10 protein-coding genes are annotated in these 15,361 nt (G+C 72.2%); 5 read left to right on the top strand and 5 right to left on the bottom strand.

Translation table 11 applies throughout. From position 1 onward, the window contains the following. Positions 1-24: 24 nt before the first annotated feature. Positions 25-1,059, bottom strand: a complete 1,035-nt coding sequence (locus HAV39_RS01450; RefSeq protein WP_191837308.1) for a hypothetical protein — start codon at positions 1,057-1,059, stop codon at positions 25-27. Positions 1,060-1,165: 106 nt separating this feature from the next. Beyond that, entirely contained in the window at positions 1,166-6,094 is a 4,929-nt protein-coding gene (locus HAV39_RS01445) for a ThuA domain-containing protein (RefSeq protein WP_191837307.1), read from the bottom strand. A gap of 264 nt (positions 6,095-6,358) precedes the next feature. On the opposite strand from HAV39_RS01445, the gene HAV39_RS01440 reads away from it, so the two are divergent. Beyond that, positions 6,359-7,222, top strand: a complete 864-nt coding sequence (locus HAV39_RS01440; protein ID WP_203736469.1) for an amidohydrolase family protein — start codon at positions 6,359-6,361, stop codon at positions 7,220-7,222. 55 nt (positions 7,223-7,277) lie between these two features. Here the strand turns inward: HAV39_RS01440 and HAV39_RS01435 are convergent, their stop codons facing one another. After that, positions 7,278-8,615, bottom strand: a complete 1,338-nt coding sequence (locus tag HAV39_RS01435) for a glycosyltransferase family 4 protein (RefSeq protein ID WP_191837306.1) — start codon at positions 8,613-8,615, stop codon at positions 7,278-7,280. Between the two features lie 181 nt (positions 8,616-8,796). Here HAV39_RS01435 and HAV39_RS01430 point away from each other — a divergent pair, with 181 nt between their 5' ends. Next, positions 8,797-10,344 carry a glycosyltransferase family 2 protein gene (locus HAV39_RS01430; RefSeq protein WP_191837305.1) on the top strand — a complete coding sequence of 516 codons (1,548 nt, stop codon included), beginning with the start codon at positions 8,797-8,799 and terminating at the stop codon, positions 10,342-10,344. 235 nt (positions 10,345-10,579) lie between these two features. Beyond that, positions 10,580-11,329, top strand: a complete 750-nt coding sequence (locus HAV39_RS01425) for a phosphotransferase (protein WP_191837304.1) — start codon at positions 10,580-10,582, stop codon at positions 11,327-11,329. A gap of 26 nt (positions 11,330-11,355) precedes the next feature. On the opposite strand, the gene HAV39_RS01420 is transcribed toward HAV39_RS01425, so the two are convergent. Continuing rightward, entirely contained in the window at positions 11,356-11,838 is a 483-nt protein-coding gene (locus HAV39_RS01420) for a hypothetical protein (RefSeq protein ID WP_191837303.1), read from the bottom strand. Between the two features lie 32 nt (positions 11,839-11,870). Continuing rightward, positions 11,871-12,818, bottom strand: coding sequence for an NAD-dependent epimerase/dehydratase family protein (locus tag HAV39_RS01415; protein WP_191837302.1), 948 nt, complete (start codon positions 12,816-12,818; stop codon positions 11,871-11,873). A gap of 95 nt (positions 12,819-12,913) precedes the next feature. Here HAV39_RS01415 and HAV39_RS01410 point away from each other — a divergent pair, with 95 nt between their 5' ends. Together HAV39_RS01410 and HAV39_RS01405 are read left to right on the top strand one after the other, a co-directional pair. Further along, a complete protein-coding gene (locus HAV39_RS01410; protein ID WP_191837301.1) occupies positions 12,914-13,567 on the top strand; it encodes a PadR family transcriptional regulator in 654 nt (217 codons plus the stop codon). A gap of 187 nt (positions 13,568-13,754) precedes the next feature. Further along, on the top strand, positions 13,755-14,966 hold the full coding sequence (locus HAV39_RS01405; protein WP_191837300.1) for an FAD-dependent monooxygenase: 1,212 nt from the start codon (positions 13,755-13,757) through the stop codon (positions 14,964-14,966). Positions 14,967-15,361: the final 395 nt, after the last annotated feature.

Raw genomic sequence — 15,361 nt, 5'->3', positions numbered from 1 at the left:
CGGCGGGCGCCGGGCGCCGGCAGATCACCCGGCTGCGGCGGGGCTCCCCGGCGGTCCGGCCTGGACGGCGCGCAGCGCCCCGGGCAGCGCGGTCACGGCCAGGGTGAGCAGCGACATCGCGACCCCGAGCACCGTCACCAGCAGGGGCGCCGAGATGTCGGTGTCCGCGCCGTTGACCGGAGGGTTGCCGGCCAGGCTGGTCAGCACGCTTCCCACGACCATGCCGCCGATGATCAGCACGGCGAACGAGGCGACGGCGCAGACGGCGCCGAGCACGGTCATGCCGACCAGCCCGGCGACGCTGCGGACCCGCGGTGCCGCCACCGCGACCAGCGCCGCGACGACGGCGATCAGCAGGGCGTACGAGTAGACGAACCGGTACTCGCCGACCGCGACGAACACGCCGGCCGCGACGGCGACCAGCCCGAAGCCGAGCGTGGCACCAGCCCGTGCCGCAGGTCGGCCGACCGTGGTGGCCGCGAGCACGGCGAACAGCACCGACACCACGATCTTGAGCGCGGTCAGCTCGGCCTCGGCCCGGATCTGCGCCGGCGTGGTCTGCTCGACCCAGGGGGTGACGACGAGCAGCGAGGTCACCGCGAGCAGCGCCAGGGTGCCGGCCACCACGTGCCGGACCGCAGGGCCGCCGGTGTCCGCACGGGACAGGCGGGACGCGAGGAACGCGGCGGTGGCGACGTATGCCGTGGCGGCGCTCGCCAGCACGATCGCCGTGCCGGTGCCGTGCACGTCGAACCGGTCGAGCAGCACGTCGGCGGTGAGCCAGCCGCCCGCGGCGACGACCGCCGTGGCGACGGCGCGTGATGCCGTCCGGCAGAGCACGAGAATCCCGGCGACCGCCAGCAGGATGGCAAGGTGGCGCAGCTCGCGGGGCCAGTAGGTGTTGTTCTCGGCGGTCTGCTGCACCGCCACGCCGGCCTCGTCGTACCACACGCCGGAAGGCTCCATGATCGGCTGGTAAACCGCGGAGCTGATGGCCCACGTCACGGCCCCGACCAGACCGGCCAGCCCGCCCACGGCGGCACGCCAGGAGATACGCATCGTCACATCGTGAACCATCCGAGAGCGGAAGGAAACCACTCCCGGACAGCGACGACCGTGCCGGTGGCGCCGGGCAGCCCGCCCAGCGCCACCGGCACGGACGGGGCTAGCTCATCACCCCGATGACCTGGAAGTCCGACAGCTGAGCCGCGGGCCAACCGGTGTTCGCGGTGAAGGTCAGCCGGACGTGGCGGGCCGTCGTGTTCGCGGGCAGGGTGATCGTCACCGTGTTGCCCGCCGGGTTGAACTGGTACGCCGCCGAGCCCACGATCGTGCTGAACGTGGACCCGTCGGCGCTGCCCAGCACCGACAGCGTCTGGGTGCGCGCACCCCACGCCGACGGCAGCTTCAGCACGATCGAGCTGAGCGAGGCGCTGCCGCCCAGATCCACCGTGATCGACTGCGGGAACGTGTTGTTGGGGCTCTCCCAGTACGAGTTGGCGTCACCGTCGACCGCGTTGCCCGGCACGTAGTTCTGCACGTGCCCGGCGGTCACCGGCCTGCCCAGCGCCAGATTGGAGCTGGTCGCTGTGGTCCCGGTGCCGGTCAGCCCGACCGACAGCGACGGGTTGGACGCGCTGCTGGCCACGGTCAGCGTGCCGGTCTTCGTTCCCGCCGAGGTGGGCGCGAAGGCGACCGTGACCGTGCAGCTCGCCCCCGGTGCCAGGGCCGACCCGCAGCCGTTGGCCGACAGGCTGAACCCGGTGCCGGACACCGCCACCGACGAGATCGAGGCGGTGGTGCCGCCGGTGTTGCTGATCTGCGTCGTACGGGTGATCGTGCTGCCGACGTTCGTGTTCGGGAACGCGATCGACGTCGGGTTGGCCGCCAGCGTCGCCGGGGTCTGCACGGTGGTGCCGGTGCCGGTCAGGCCGACCGTCAGCGACGGGTTGCTGGCGTTGCTGGTCACGGTCAGCGTGCCGGTCTTCGCCCCGGCCGAGGTCGGGCTGAAGGTGACCGTGACCGTGCAGGACGCCCCGGCGTTCAGGGTGCCGACGCAGCCGCTCGCGGCGAACTGGCTCGACGCGGACACCGCCGAGATGACCGCCGCGGTGCCGCCGGTGTTGGTGATGGTCACCGCCGAGCCGCCGCTGGTCGTACCCACGTTCTGGTTGCCGAAGGCGACCGAGGTGGGGTTCGCGGCCAGCGTCGCCGGGCCGGGCTGCCCGCCGCCGCCGAAGATCTGCAGCTCGGCGACCTGCCCGGCGGGCCAGCCGGTGTTCGCGGTGATGGTCACCCGCAGGTAGCGCACCGAGGCCGCGGTGAACGCGGCGGTCGCCGTGTTGCCGGTGGCCGGGTCGAACAGGTAGCCCGCCGACGCCTTCAGCGTGCTGAAGTTGGTCCCGTCGGTGCTACCGGTGATCGACAGCGTCTGGGTGCGGGCACCCCACGCCGACGGCGGCGGCAGCTTGAGCGTCACCGAGCCGACCTGCTTGGCACTGCCCAGGTCGGCCTGCAGCCACTGCGGGAACGCGTTGTTGCTGGACTCCCAGTAGCTGCCGGTGTTGTCGTCGTTGGCGGCCGAGGCGGGGAACCCGCCGTTGCTGCTGCTGGCCGACATCGCCGCGCCGATCGCGAGGTTGGTGGTGCTGCTGACCCCGGTGCCGGTCAGCGCGGCCGTCAGCGGTGACGCGGTGGTCGAGTTGGCCACCGACAGGGTGCCGTTCTGCGCGCCGGCCGAGGTCGGCGCGAAGCGCACGCTCACCGTGCAGGACGCCCCGGCGGCCAGCGAGCTGCCGCAGGTGTTCGTCTGGGTGTACTGGCCGGAGACGGTGATCGCGCTGATGCTCGCCGCCGCCGTGCCCGGGTTGCTGACCGTGACGGTCTGCGCCGCCGAGGTGGTGCCGACGTTCGCCGAGCCGAAGGCCAGACTGCCGGGGGTGATCTGCAGCTGCGACCCGTCGGCCACGCCCTGGCCGACGAAGTCGACCCAGTTCACGTTGAAGATCGAACCCTGGCCGGTGTCGCCGACCGGGTTCTTCGCGACCAGGTAGAGCGGGCCGGTGGTGGTGCTCGCCGACAGGGTGGCGGTGGCATCGACATAGGTCTGCCAGCCGCCCGTGCCGCCGAAGGTGGCGGTGCCGACCAGCGGGCCGTCCGGCGCCCCGGTGCGGACCTCGATCCGGCCGCCGGCGCCGGGGGAGGCGACCCGGAAGCGCGCCGAGGTGATGTTGCGCAGGTTCACCGGGGTGTACGACCAGTAGTCGCCGTCCTCGATGAAGCCGATGTTCTGGAAGCCGCCCGCGGTGTCCGTGGTCGCCTCCCGCTGCACGCCCGGGTCGCCGCCGCCGATCGCGCCCGGCGCCCGGCCGGTGCTGTTGAAGAACTCGGCCTGCTTGTGCTTGGGCTGCAGCTTGATCGTGGCCCGGCCGGTCTGCGGCGCGGCGCCGCCCCCGCCCAGGTCGGTGTAGCTGGCCTCGATCACGGCGAAGATGTCCGCGTCGTCACCGTGGCCGGTGCCCATCGAGGTCTGGATCACCCCGGTGCACCCGGTGTACCCCTGCAGTGGGTGCGCGTGCGCGTCGTGACCCAGGTAGTACTGCACGTTGACCCGCGAGCAGTTGATCGTGCCGTCCTCCGGGTCGGTCACCGTCACGGTGAAGCGCACCTGGTCGCCCCAGGCGAACAAGCCGCCGTCGGCCGGGGCGGTCAGCGTGACCGTCGGAGCGGTGTTGCCCACGGTGATCGGCACGTTGGCCACCGCGGTACGCCCGCCGGGGTCACGCACGGTGAGCTGGGCGTTGAAGTTGCCCGCCGTCGAGTACGTGTGCGACGGGTTGGCCGCGGTCGACGTGCCGCCGTCGCCGAACGTCCACGCGTACGTGATCGGCTGCCCCGCCGGGTCGCGCGACCCGGCGCTGGAGAACTGCACCGTGAGCGGCACCCCGCCCGAGGTCGGGTTGCCCGAGGCGACCGCGATCGGGTTCTGGTCCCCGGCGATGTAGTCGATCCGGTAGACGCCCGAGTCGGCGTTGTTGCCGCCGAAGCCGGTGCCCCACTCGATCAGGTACATCGCGCCGTCCGGCCCGAACTCCAGGTCCATCGGCCGCAGGAAGCTCATCGAGCCGAACAGCTGGTTGATGTCGACCAGCGACCGGCCGTTCGGGGTGACCTGCATCGTGTACAGCTTGTTCTGGTTCCACTCCCCGAAGATCGCCTTGCCGTCGAAGTACTGCGGCCACTTGCGGTCCGACGTCGAGGCGGCGTTGTACCGGTAGACCGGCCCGCCCATCGGCGCGCCGCCGCCGCCGATCTCCGGGAACAGCGGGTTGCCGCCGTAGTCGTAGTCGACCGTGGCGGGCTGCGCGGCCGGCAGGTTGGTCAGGCCGGTGTTGTTCGGCGAGTTGTTCACCGGAGCCGCGCAGCTGTACTTCGCGCCCGACGGCCCGGACGGGAACGTGTAGTCGTTGTACGCGTAGTTCGCGCCGATGCAGTACGGCCAGCCGTAGTTGCCCGCCTGCCCGACGATGTTCCACTCCACGGTGCCCTCGGGACCGCGGTTGGGGTCGGTCGCGCCCGCGTCGGGGCCGTAGTCGGCGACGTACAGCGTGTTGGTCGCCGGGTCGGTGCCGATCCGGAACGGGTTGCGAAAGCCCATCGCGTAGATCTCGGGCCGGGTCAGCGCGGTGCCCGGCGGGAACAGGTTGCCGCTCGGGATGGTGTACGTCCCGTCGGCCTGCGGCCTGATCCGCAGCACCTTGCCGCGCAGGTCGTTGGTGTTGCCCGAGCTCTTCTGCGAGTCGAAGTCGGACCGGCCCGACCGCTCGTCCAGCGGCGCGAAGCCGTTGGACTCGAACGGGTTGGTGTTGTCGCCGGTCGCCAGGTAGAGGTTGCCCGCCGCGTCGAAGGTCATCGAGCCGCCCGCGTGGCAGCAGGTGTTGCGCTGCGTGGCGACCTGGACCAGCACCTTCTCGGTCGACGTGCTGATCGTGTCACCGGAGACGGTGAACCGCGACAGCTGGTTGCGGGCCGAGCCGGTGGTGGGGGAGTAGTACAGGTAGATGAAGCCGTTGCTCGCGAACCCGGGGTCCAGGCGCATGCCGAGCAGGCCGTCCTCGTTGCCGGTGAACACCGGCAGGGTCAGCGCCGTCACCGTGGTGCCCGTGCTCGGCTTGATGATCTGCACGCGGCCGTCGCGCTCGATGTAGAAGACCCGGCCGTCGGCGGCCACGTCCAGTTCCATCGGGTTGCTGGTGTTGCTGTCCAGGGCGACCTTCTGGAAGCTGGCCGTGCTGGTGGCGGTGCAGTCGCCCGCGACCTGGCCCGCGGCCGTGCGGATGCCGCCGAGCAGGTGGTTGAGGAAGTTCGCGTCGCTGTACGCCGCCGCGGTGTGCCCGAGCGCGGTGTACCAGGACCGGCCCCCGTCGTACGGCTTGCACCAGGCGACCGGGTGGTCCGCGCCCATCGCGGAGCTGCCGGGGGTGTAGCTGCGCTCGTCGAGGCTCGCCAGCACGTGCGCATTCGTCCGAGGATTCGTCTGGAACGAGTACCACTCGTCGAACCGCGACCACAGCGGCGGCAGGCCCGCCGTGGACGGGTGCGCCGGGTCCTCGACCTTCACCGTGGCGGTCTGCTCGGCCGGGTGGCTGGAGAAGTACGCGCCGACCAGGCTGCCGTACCAGGACCAGCCGTATTCGGTGTCGGAGGCGGCGTGCACGCCCGCGAAGCCGCCGCCCGCGCGGATGTAGCGCTCGAAGGCGGCCTGCTGGGTGGCGTCGAGCACGTCGCCGGTGGTCGACAGGAACACCACCGCGGCGTATTTGGCCAGGTTGGTGTCGTTGAACGCGGTGGCGTCCTCGGTGGCGTCGACGGTGAAGCCGTTGGCGGTGCCGAGGTTGCGGATGGCGGTGACGCCGGTCGGGATCGAGTCGTGGCGGAACCCGGCGGTCTTGGAGAAGACCAGCACGGAGAACGGGGCCGCGTCGGCGCGCTGCGGCACGGCGAGCAGGCCCGCGGCCGCGGCCAGCACGACTACGGCCAGCAGGCGCAACAGCCTGGACAGGGGTGGATGCAGGGTCGATGACGCGAGGGGCATGGACGGTCTCCTCGTCGGGGACGGACGGCGGAAACCCCTGGCGCGGGTGAGCGGCCCCGGAGGGGAGCGGTGCGGCGGAGCAGGGTGCGGCAGAGCCGTTGCGGCGCATGGATTGCACCGATGTTTCGGGGCAGTCACAAATTTGCACCCATGACGCTGATGCTGTCAACGCATGGCGCAAAATTTGCACGTGCCACGTCGAGATCCTGGAGTAACCGCGCGTGTCCGCCGGGTCCGCGGCGATCCGGCCGATACCGTCGGCCGGTGAGGCCGATCATGGACTGCAACGTGCATCTGTGGGATCAGCGCGACGACCCGGTGGGCTGGCTCGCCGACCGCACCGCGGTGCGGGACCTGCTCGGCAACTACGACTCGCTGCCCGAGGTCTACACGCTGGCCGACTACCGCGCCGAGACCGCCGCGCACCCGGTGAACGGCGTGGTCTGGTCCGACGCGGGCAGCGCGGACCCGCTGCACGCCGCAGCCTGGGTCCAGCGCCAGGCCGACGCCGCCGACCTGGACGTGCTGCTGGTGACCCTGGGCGACCCCGCCTCGCCGGGCTGGCCCGCGTTCCTGCGCTCCTTCGCCGAGCTGCCCGCCGCCACCGGGGTGCGCATCCGGCTCGTCAGCGGGCTGGGCGGCGGCACGGCCCTGGCCGGGGACGCCCTGGCCAACCTGCGGCTGCTGGCCGAGCACAACCTCACGCTCACCGTCGAGGCCGCCGCCGACCAGCTCGGCGAGGTCGCGCGGCTGGCCCGCGAGCTGCCCCGGGTCCGCGTGGTGCTGGACCACTTCGGCTGGCCCGCCGACCTCACCACCGCCGGTTCACGCGCGCACGCGGCGCGGCTGGCCGAGGTGGCCGCCGCGCCGAACACCGCCACCCGCATCGACGCGCTCGGCACCGTGTTCGGCGACTGGACCGCCGACCGGGTGCGCCCCTGGCTGCTGGCGGCCGTGGACGCGTTCGGCCCGAGCCGGTGCATGCTCGGCTCGGACCTGCCCATCGAGCGGCTGCGCGGCGGCTTCGACCACCTCTACGACGCCTACGAGCAGGTCTTCGCCGAGTGCACCGAACCCGAACGCGGCGACCTGTGGCACGGCACGGCCCGCCGCTGGTACGGCGACTGAGACACGACACGGGCGGCGTCCCCGAGGGAGCGCCGCCCGTGTCGCGTGATCTCGGTCAGTGGCCGGGCAGCAGCGAGGAGTAGACGCGCTCCAGCACGTCGGCCTGGTGCTGCCAGGTCCAGCCGTCGAGCAGGCCGGGCTTGTCGTAGACGGCCCGGTAGCGCTCCGGGTCGGCGAGCACGGCCTTCGCGGCCCGGACGAAGTCGGCCACGTCGTCGGCGCGGAACACCTCGCCCTGGCCGGAGCTGCGCACGGTCGCGGCGAGGGTGCGCACGTCACTGCCCACGATCGGCAGGCGGGCGTGGGAGTACTCGAAGAACTTGGTCGCCAGCGACATCTCGTGGTTGAGGTGGTGGCGGATCGGCATGACGCCGAGGTCGGCCGTGGCCAGCAGCGGCACGACCAGGTCGTGCTGGACGTAGCCCATCAGGTGGATCCGGTCGGCGACGCCCAGCTCGGCGGCCCGCGCCTTGAGTGTCGTCGCGTACGGCCCGTCCGGCTGGTTGATGATCATCGCGACGTGCAGGCCGGGCAGCTGGGGCAGCCCTTCGACGACCAGGCCCAGGCCGCGCTGCGGCGACGCCGCCCCGCTGTAGACCATCAGCGGCACGTCCGGGCCGATGCCGCACAGCTCGCGCAGCGTCGGGGCGTCGGCCGGGCCGGGATCGTGGCTGACCTCGGGCGCGTTGAGCACCACCGCAGGGGTCACCGGCAGCTTGTGGTCGCGCTGCAGCCGGGCCGCGATCTCGTCGGACACGGTGATCACCGCGTCGGCGACCGGGGCGTACTCGCGCTCGTAGGCCAGGTGCGCGGGCAGCCAGCGGGCGTGGTCGCGATACGGGATCACGCCGGGCAGGTACTCGTGCGCGTCCCAGACCAGCTTGACGTCGCGTCCCCGGGCCCGGCCGCGCTGCACCGCGCGGGCCCCCACACCCAGCATCCGGAAGTCGTTGGCGTGCACGAGGTCGGGATCGAGCTCGTCGATGACCTTGCCGAACGCGGCCTCGAAGCTCCACAGCTGCGGCTCCAGCCGCCGCCAGGACCTGTCGCCGAGCTTGCGCTGCCAGTACCAGACCAGGGCCACGTCGACCGGGCGGCGGGCGTGCTTGACCGCACCGGGCATCGCCGTCCGCACGCGGCGCAGCGCCGCCTTGGCACCCCCGCCACCGCCGACACCGCCGGTGCCCGCGCCGCCGCCGACCACGACCAGCCGCACCAGCGCGCCGCCGAGCTGCCACTCCTGCGGCTCGTTCGTCGGGGAGCGGCCGATCAGCGTCACGTCCCAGCCCGCCTCGGCCGCGGAGATCGCCTGCTTCTGCACCCGCGAGTCGCCGTGGACCCCGGTGTCGACGATCATGACCACACGACCACGGCCGCGACGTTCGACTCCCATGGTCCGCCTCTCTGGGTGATGCCGGTGCCTGGGCGGATCGCAGCCTACTGGACCGCCGGCGCGCGTCCGCTCCTGATCTACGCGTGCTGCCGGCTTATTGTTACCGTAGTCGCCAGCAAGCCGCACCCGGGTGTCTCCCACGCCGACCCCGGCACCCCTGCCGAGAGCTGGAGGCACATACGTGACCCCTGTCGACGTGAGTGTCATCGTCCCGGTCTACAACACGATGCCCTATCTCCGGCGCTGCATGGACTCGCTGGTGGGGCAGACCCTCGGGCTGAACCGCATGGAGATCATCGCGGTGGACGACGGCTCGACCGACGGCAGCGCCGCGGAGCTGGCCCGCTTCGCCGACCGTTACCCCGGCAGCGTCAAGGTGGTCCGCCAGCCCAACTCGGGCGGCCCGGCCGGCCCCTGCAACCACGGCCTGCGGCTGGCCACCGGCCGGTTCGTCTTCTTCGTCGGCGCCGATGACTACCTGGGCCCCGAGGCGCTGGAGCGTTTGGTCGACGCCGCCGACCGGTACGGCTCCGAGGTCGTGCTCGGCAAGACCGTCGGCGTCAACAGCCGCTTCATCTACCAGCAGGTCTTCGCCCGCAACGAGGCGGACATCAGCTTCGCCGGGTCCGGGCTGCCCTGGTCGCTGGCCAACATCAAGCTGTTCTCCCGCGACCTGATCGAGCGGCACGGCATCCGCTACCCCGAGGACATGCCGATCGGCAGCGACTTCCCGTTCACGCTGGAGGCCTGCTTCCGGGCCGCGCGCATCTCCGTCGTCGCCGACTACGACTGCTACTACGCGGTGCGCCGGCTCAACGCCCAGAACGTCACCCACCTCAGCAACGCCGCCGACCGGCTCTACTGCATGCGCCGCCTGATGGAGTTCACCGTCGGGCTGATGCCGCCCGGCAAGGACCGCGACGCCGTGCTGTCCCGGCTGTTCGCGCTCGAGGTCGCCGTCGTGCTGCGCGACGACCTGATCAATGTCGACCGCTCCGTGCAGGAGGCGGTGCACGCCTGCGTACGCGAGCTCGCCGACCGGCACCTGACCGCCGAGACCGGCGCGGAGCTGGAGGTCGAGACCCGGCTGCGCATCGGCGTCGTGCAGGCCGGCGACGTCGACGACCTGCTCGCCGTGATCCGCCAGGACGTGCAGCACGGCATCGCCCCGATCGTCGTCGAGGGCGACCGCTGGTACGCGGCCTACCCCGGATTCCGTACCCCCGGCTCGTCGATGCCGGACGAGGTCTTCGAGGTCACCGCGCAGGCGGCCGGCTGGGCCGCGAAGCTCGACGCCACCCAGGCGGTGTGGCGGCGCCGCGCCGACGGCGCGACGGTGCTGGCCATCTCCGCCCGCAGCCCGCTGCCGGACCTGGCCGCGCAGGGCGAGATCCGGGTCCAGGCCGAGGACCTGACCGCACCGGTCCAAGTCACCGAGAGCCGCCCGGCGACCGTGGTGCAGGCCGAGTTCGCCGTCGCCGACGTGGTCAACGCCAGCGCCGTCAGCGGGCAGCGCCGCTCGGTGCGGGTGAGCGTGCACGCCCGCGGGCAGGAAGGCTCCGCGCCGCTCCGTGCCGCCGGCCTGCGCCTGCCGCGGCCCCTCATCTGGCGTCGCGGCCTGCGGGTGTACGCGATCACCCCGGCCAAGGACCCGTCCGGCCGCCTCATGATCTCCGTCGTCCCGATGACCCCCGGCCGCATCCTGGCCCGCCTCACCCGCCGCCGCTGACCGCCCACGTCACCCGCCACGCCTAGCGTGCGCCGCGTCGGGCGTGCGCCGCGTCGGGCGTGCGCGACCCCGTCAAGATCGTCCGACTTGCCGGGCAATCGGGCGTATCTTGAGCGCGCATTCGCCCATCCGCCTGGCAAGTCGCGCGATCTTGACGGGGCGGTGCGGTGCGCGGGCGCGTCGGGCGGCCGGGAATGCGCTTGCGGTCGTCGGAGGCGCTGCCGAGGATCATGGTGTGCGGGAGAGCGAAGAGGCGCTGGTCGGGAACGTGACCGCGGGTGTGGTGCGGGTCGGGGAGACGGTGCGGCGGCCTGCCGGGCCGTGGACGGCGGGCGTGGACGCGTTCCTGTGGCACCTGGAGCGAGCGGGGTTCACCGGCGCGCCCCGGGCACTCGGCCGTGACGAGCAGGGCCGCCAGATGCTGGAGTACGTGTCAGGTGAGATCAGCGACGCGACCGGGACCTTTACGGTCGCGGAGCTGGCCGAGATCGGCCGGATGCAACGCGAGCTGCACGACGCGGCGGCGGCCTTCGTCCCCGATCCCGGGACCCGGTGGGAGACGCCGATCCCGCCCGACCGGGCCGAGCTGGTCTGCCACAACGACGTCGCGCCGTGGAACCTGGTGCGCGCCGACCGCGGCTGGGTGCTGATCGACTGGGACGGGGCGGCGCCGAGCTCACGGCTGTGGGACCTGGCGTACGCGGCGCAGAGCATGGCCGGCATGAGCCCGCGCCGCGACCCGGCGGAGTCGGCCGCCCGGCTGCGCGCCTACACCGACGGCTACGGCCTCGACCCCGCACAGGGCCCGGAACTGGCCGTGCTGCTCGGCCGCCGGGCGCGGGCCATGTACGACCTGCTGGAGACCGGAGCCCGGGAGGACCGGCAACCCTGGGCGCGGATCTTCACGGAGGACGGCCCGTACTGGCGCGACACCGCTGCCTACCTGGACACCCACGCCGTGCTCTGGGCGGAAGCGCTTTCCTGATCGAGATGTCTCCGCGTGCCGGCGAATCATGTTCGTCGGTAGCCGGATTCCCACGGCGGTGAGTATCGGCGCAGATACCCGTGGGCGCGCGGCAGCGGGTCTTGCCAGTACTGGTGGGGCATGCGGGAGTGGTGCTCCGCGCAGAAGGCGGCGAGGTCGGCCGTGATCCTGACACGATCGAGTGGGCGGCCCTCGAAGTCTTGATTGACCGTGAACAGCTGCGACTCGGGGTTCCACCCGGAGTGGTCGAACGCCCAGTCGTTCCAGGTCGCGTAGACGTGGAAGACCTGCGGCTCGGCGGCGAGGCGTAGGCCGGTGAGCTCGATCGATTTGTCAGGGTGTGACTCCCGGCAGACCCAGGCCAGGATGTGGCAGGCTCCGGCCGCGAAGAATGCCTGGTCCGACCGTTCCCAGGAGACTTGCTGATCGGCGCGTTCGAGCGGTGTCCGGCGATACTTTCCTGCCGCAGTCGCCTTCGCGACGCGATCCTGGTCGACCGATGGCGTCATGGGATCTTCGGGGGGCTCGGTAGGCCGCATCCTCACATCATCGCCTCAAGCCGAGGGCCGAGGCCCTCGGCCGCCAGCGGTCCCGCGGTGGTGGTCAGCCAGGCCCAGGTGTCGGCGACGGTCTGCTCGACAGGGCGGCAGCGCAGCCCGGTCGCGTGTGCGCGCTCGGCGTCGGTCTCGTGCAGTCCGCGTACGTCGCTGTCCTGCGGCACCCAGATCGGCAGGTCCGACCAGGGGCGCACGCCGGCCGCCAGGACCGCGGCGGGCGGCACCCAGCGCAGCCGGGCACGCGAGCCGCTTGCCTCGGCGCACGCCGACAGCAGCGCCCCCATCGTGGTGTGACCCGGCCGGCTGACCACGTTGTAGGCCCCGCCGAGGTTCGCGTGTGCCGCGTCGAGCAGCCAGCAGGCGAGATCTCGGACGTCGATGCACTGAAGCCCCAGTTCGGGCGGTCCGGGGACGGGGACCTCGCCGCTGCGGGCGAGCCGCCGCAGCCACCAGACGAGCCGTTCGGGCTGCTCGTGCGGGCCGAGCACCAGGCCGGGCCGGGCGATCAGAGCCCGGTCGCCGTACGTCGCCCGGACCACGTGCTCGGCGGCCGCCTTGTACGCGCCGAAGCTGTCGACGTCGGCGGACACCAGCGGGGACAGCTCGGTGAGTCCTTGGGTGGACAGATCCCGGTAGACCGACCGGCTCGACACGTGGACGTACCGGCCGCAGGCGGGTTCCAGGACGGCGGAACTGCGGGCGACGACCTGTGGCGGGCCGTCCCAGGTGTCGATGACCGCGTCCCAGGCGCGGTCGGCGAGCGGCGCGAGGTCGCCCGGCTGCGTCCGGTCGCCGTGCACGGCCGTCACGCCGGCCGGCGGGGCGCCCGACACTCCCCGGTGGAACGCGGTGACCTGCCAGCCGCGGCCGACGGCGTCGGTGGCGAGCGCTCGGCCGAGGAAACGGGTGCCGCCGAGGATCAGCAGTCGCATACGCGGCAGGTTAGCGGTCGGCGAGAGGTGGCGCGGCCCTTGCTCGGGTGCGTATACTCGGAAACGAGTAATCAAGACGAAGGGTGGCGACGGGCGTGGCGAAGCGGCGCAAGGTCGGCAATCTGATGGCGTTGGCCGTGCTGTCCGCGCTCGTCCAGCGGCCCATGCACCCGTACCAGATGGCCTCGGTCCTGCGTGAGTACGGCAAGGACCAGAACATGAAGATCAAGTGGGGTTCGCTCTACACGGTCGTGCAGAACCTGGAGAAGCACGGCCTGATCGAGGCCACCGAGAGCACGCGCCAGGGCGGCCGCCCGGAGCGGACCGTCTACGGCATCACCGCCGCGGGCCGGGCCGAGCTGACCGACTGGGTGCGCGAGCTGCTGGCCACGCCCGAGCAGGAGCAGTCCCGGTTCACGGCCGCGCTGTCGGTCATGGCGGTGCTGTCGCCCGCCGAGTCGGCCGGCCTGCTCGCGCAGCGGCTCACCGCGCTGGAGAAAGGGCTCGCCGCACGGCGCGCGGCCCTGGCCGAGGCCGCCCGCGAGGTCCCGCGGCTGTTCCTCGTTGAGGAGGAGTACGAGCTGGCCGTCGCCGAGGCCGAGGTCGGCTTCGTGCGCGGGCTGCTCGGCGAGCTGACCTCGGGAACGTTCCCGGGCCTGGCGGACTGGCAGGTCTTCAGCGAGACCGGGGTCGTGTCACCGGAGCTCGCCGAGCTGATGGAGAGGGGCCTGCACCCGCAGCAACCCTGAAAACGGTCCCCGGCGGCGTGCGCCAACACGCCACCGGAGACCTCAACCCTCGCACCGCACCGCAGGGGCCCGGCCACGAGAGGTGGCAACCAAAGGATAGCCGGGTTCCCCCTGCCGGTTCGGTGTGCACCGATCCGAACCCGAGCCGGTCGACCGACCGGCCGGCTATCCCTGGGGAGAGACAGTCATGACGAAGGTGAAGACCGCACTGGTCGTGGGCGGCGGCATCGCCGGCCCGGTGGCCGCGATGGCCCTGCAACAGGCGGGCATCGAAGCACGCCTGTACGAGGCGTACGGCAGCACCGCCGAGAACGTCGGCGGGGGACTGAGCATCGCCCCCAACGGCTTGGCTGCGCTTAAGGTAATCGGCGCGGACGAGGTGGTGCGCGCGATCGGCCTGCCCATGTCCAGCATCGTGATCCACAGTTGGACCGGCAAGCGGCTGGCCGAGTTCGGCGGGCCGAGCGGCATGGAACCGCAGCGGTTCGTGATGCGCCCCGACCTCTACCGGGCGCTGTACGGCGAAGCCGCCCGCCGCGGCATCGCCGTCGAGCACGGCAAACGCCTGGTCTCCGCCGAGCACCTGGGCTCGCCGACGGCACCCTCGGGCGTGCGCGCCCACTTCGCGGACGGCACCGCCGCCGAGGCCGACGTCCTGATCGGCGCGGACGGCATCCGCTCCACGGTGCGTACGGTCATCGACCCGTCCGCGCCCCAGCCCCGCTACACCGGCCTGCTCGGCTTCGGCGGCTGGTCGACCGGCACCGGCCTGCCGAGCACCGGCGACGCGATGTACATGATGTTCGGCAAGCGCGCGTTCTTCGGCTACCAGGTGTTCGACGACGGGCGCTGCGGCTGGTTCGCCAACCTGCCGCACCCGCAGCCGATGTCCTGGTCGCAGGCCAACCGGACCAGCCCGCAGGATTGGATGCGGCAGCTCGTCGAGGCGTTCGCCGACGACCGGATGCCGGTGCTCGACATCCTGCGGGCGTCCGACGAGTCCGAGTTCGTCGCGATCGGCGGCATGGAGGACATCCCGCGCGTGCCGCACTGGCACCGTGGCCGGATGGTGTTGGTCGGCGACGCCGCACACGCCACATCGCCGTCGTCGGGCCAGGGCGCCTCGATGGCCGCGGAGAGCGCGGTGCAGCTCGCCCGATGCCTGCGCGACCTGCCCGCCGAGCAGGCGTTCATGGCTTATGAGCGGCTGCGCCGGGAGCGGGTCGAGCGCATCATCGCGGCGGCGGCCCGCACCAACAGCGACAAGGCCGCGGGCCCGGTGGCCCGGGTGCTGCGCGACGCGCTGCTGCCCACGGCGATGAAGCTGCTGGCCAAGCCGGAGAAGATGGCCTGGCAGTTCGACCACCGCATCGACTGGGCGGCCCGCGTCACGGCGTGATGCCATGCCGGTGATTCTCGGTCACCGCCCGAATACATACCCGCCAAGCGCATTTGCTCTGCACCCAAAGCCTTGCTCTGCACCCACCGGCGCAACAGTCCACGTGCTCGCCCCGTTGCGTATGTGGGTGCAGAGCAAGCAAATGGGTGCAGAGCAAATGCGCTGGAGAGGCATTCCGAGGCGGGGCCGCCGTTTGCGCCGAGGCGGACTCGGGAGATCCGCGTCGTTTCGGCGGCGGCACACCCGGTGTCGGCAAGCCACGGCCACGGCTTTGCCGCCGTGGCGGTGGCGGTGCGACGGTAACGTCGGCGTCGACCCAGCAGCCTAGGACGCCGTAGGGCTCGTGTCCCGCGGCACCGGCTGCTTGCTGCGCCCGGTCGACGGCCCGGGGGCTG

Origin of the sequence: Catellatospora chokoriensis (assembly GCF_011297315.1) — a bacterium.
Classification (GTDB): Bacteria; Actinomycetota; Actinomycetes; order Mycobacteriales; family Micromonosporaceae; genus Catellatospora; species Catellatospora citrea.
The sequence above is the reverse complement of the archived record's forward strand: the minus strand, read 5'-3'. Positions and strand labels throughout refer to the sequence as shown.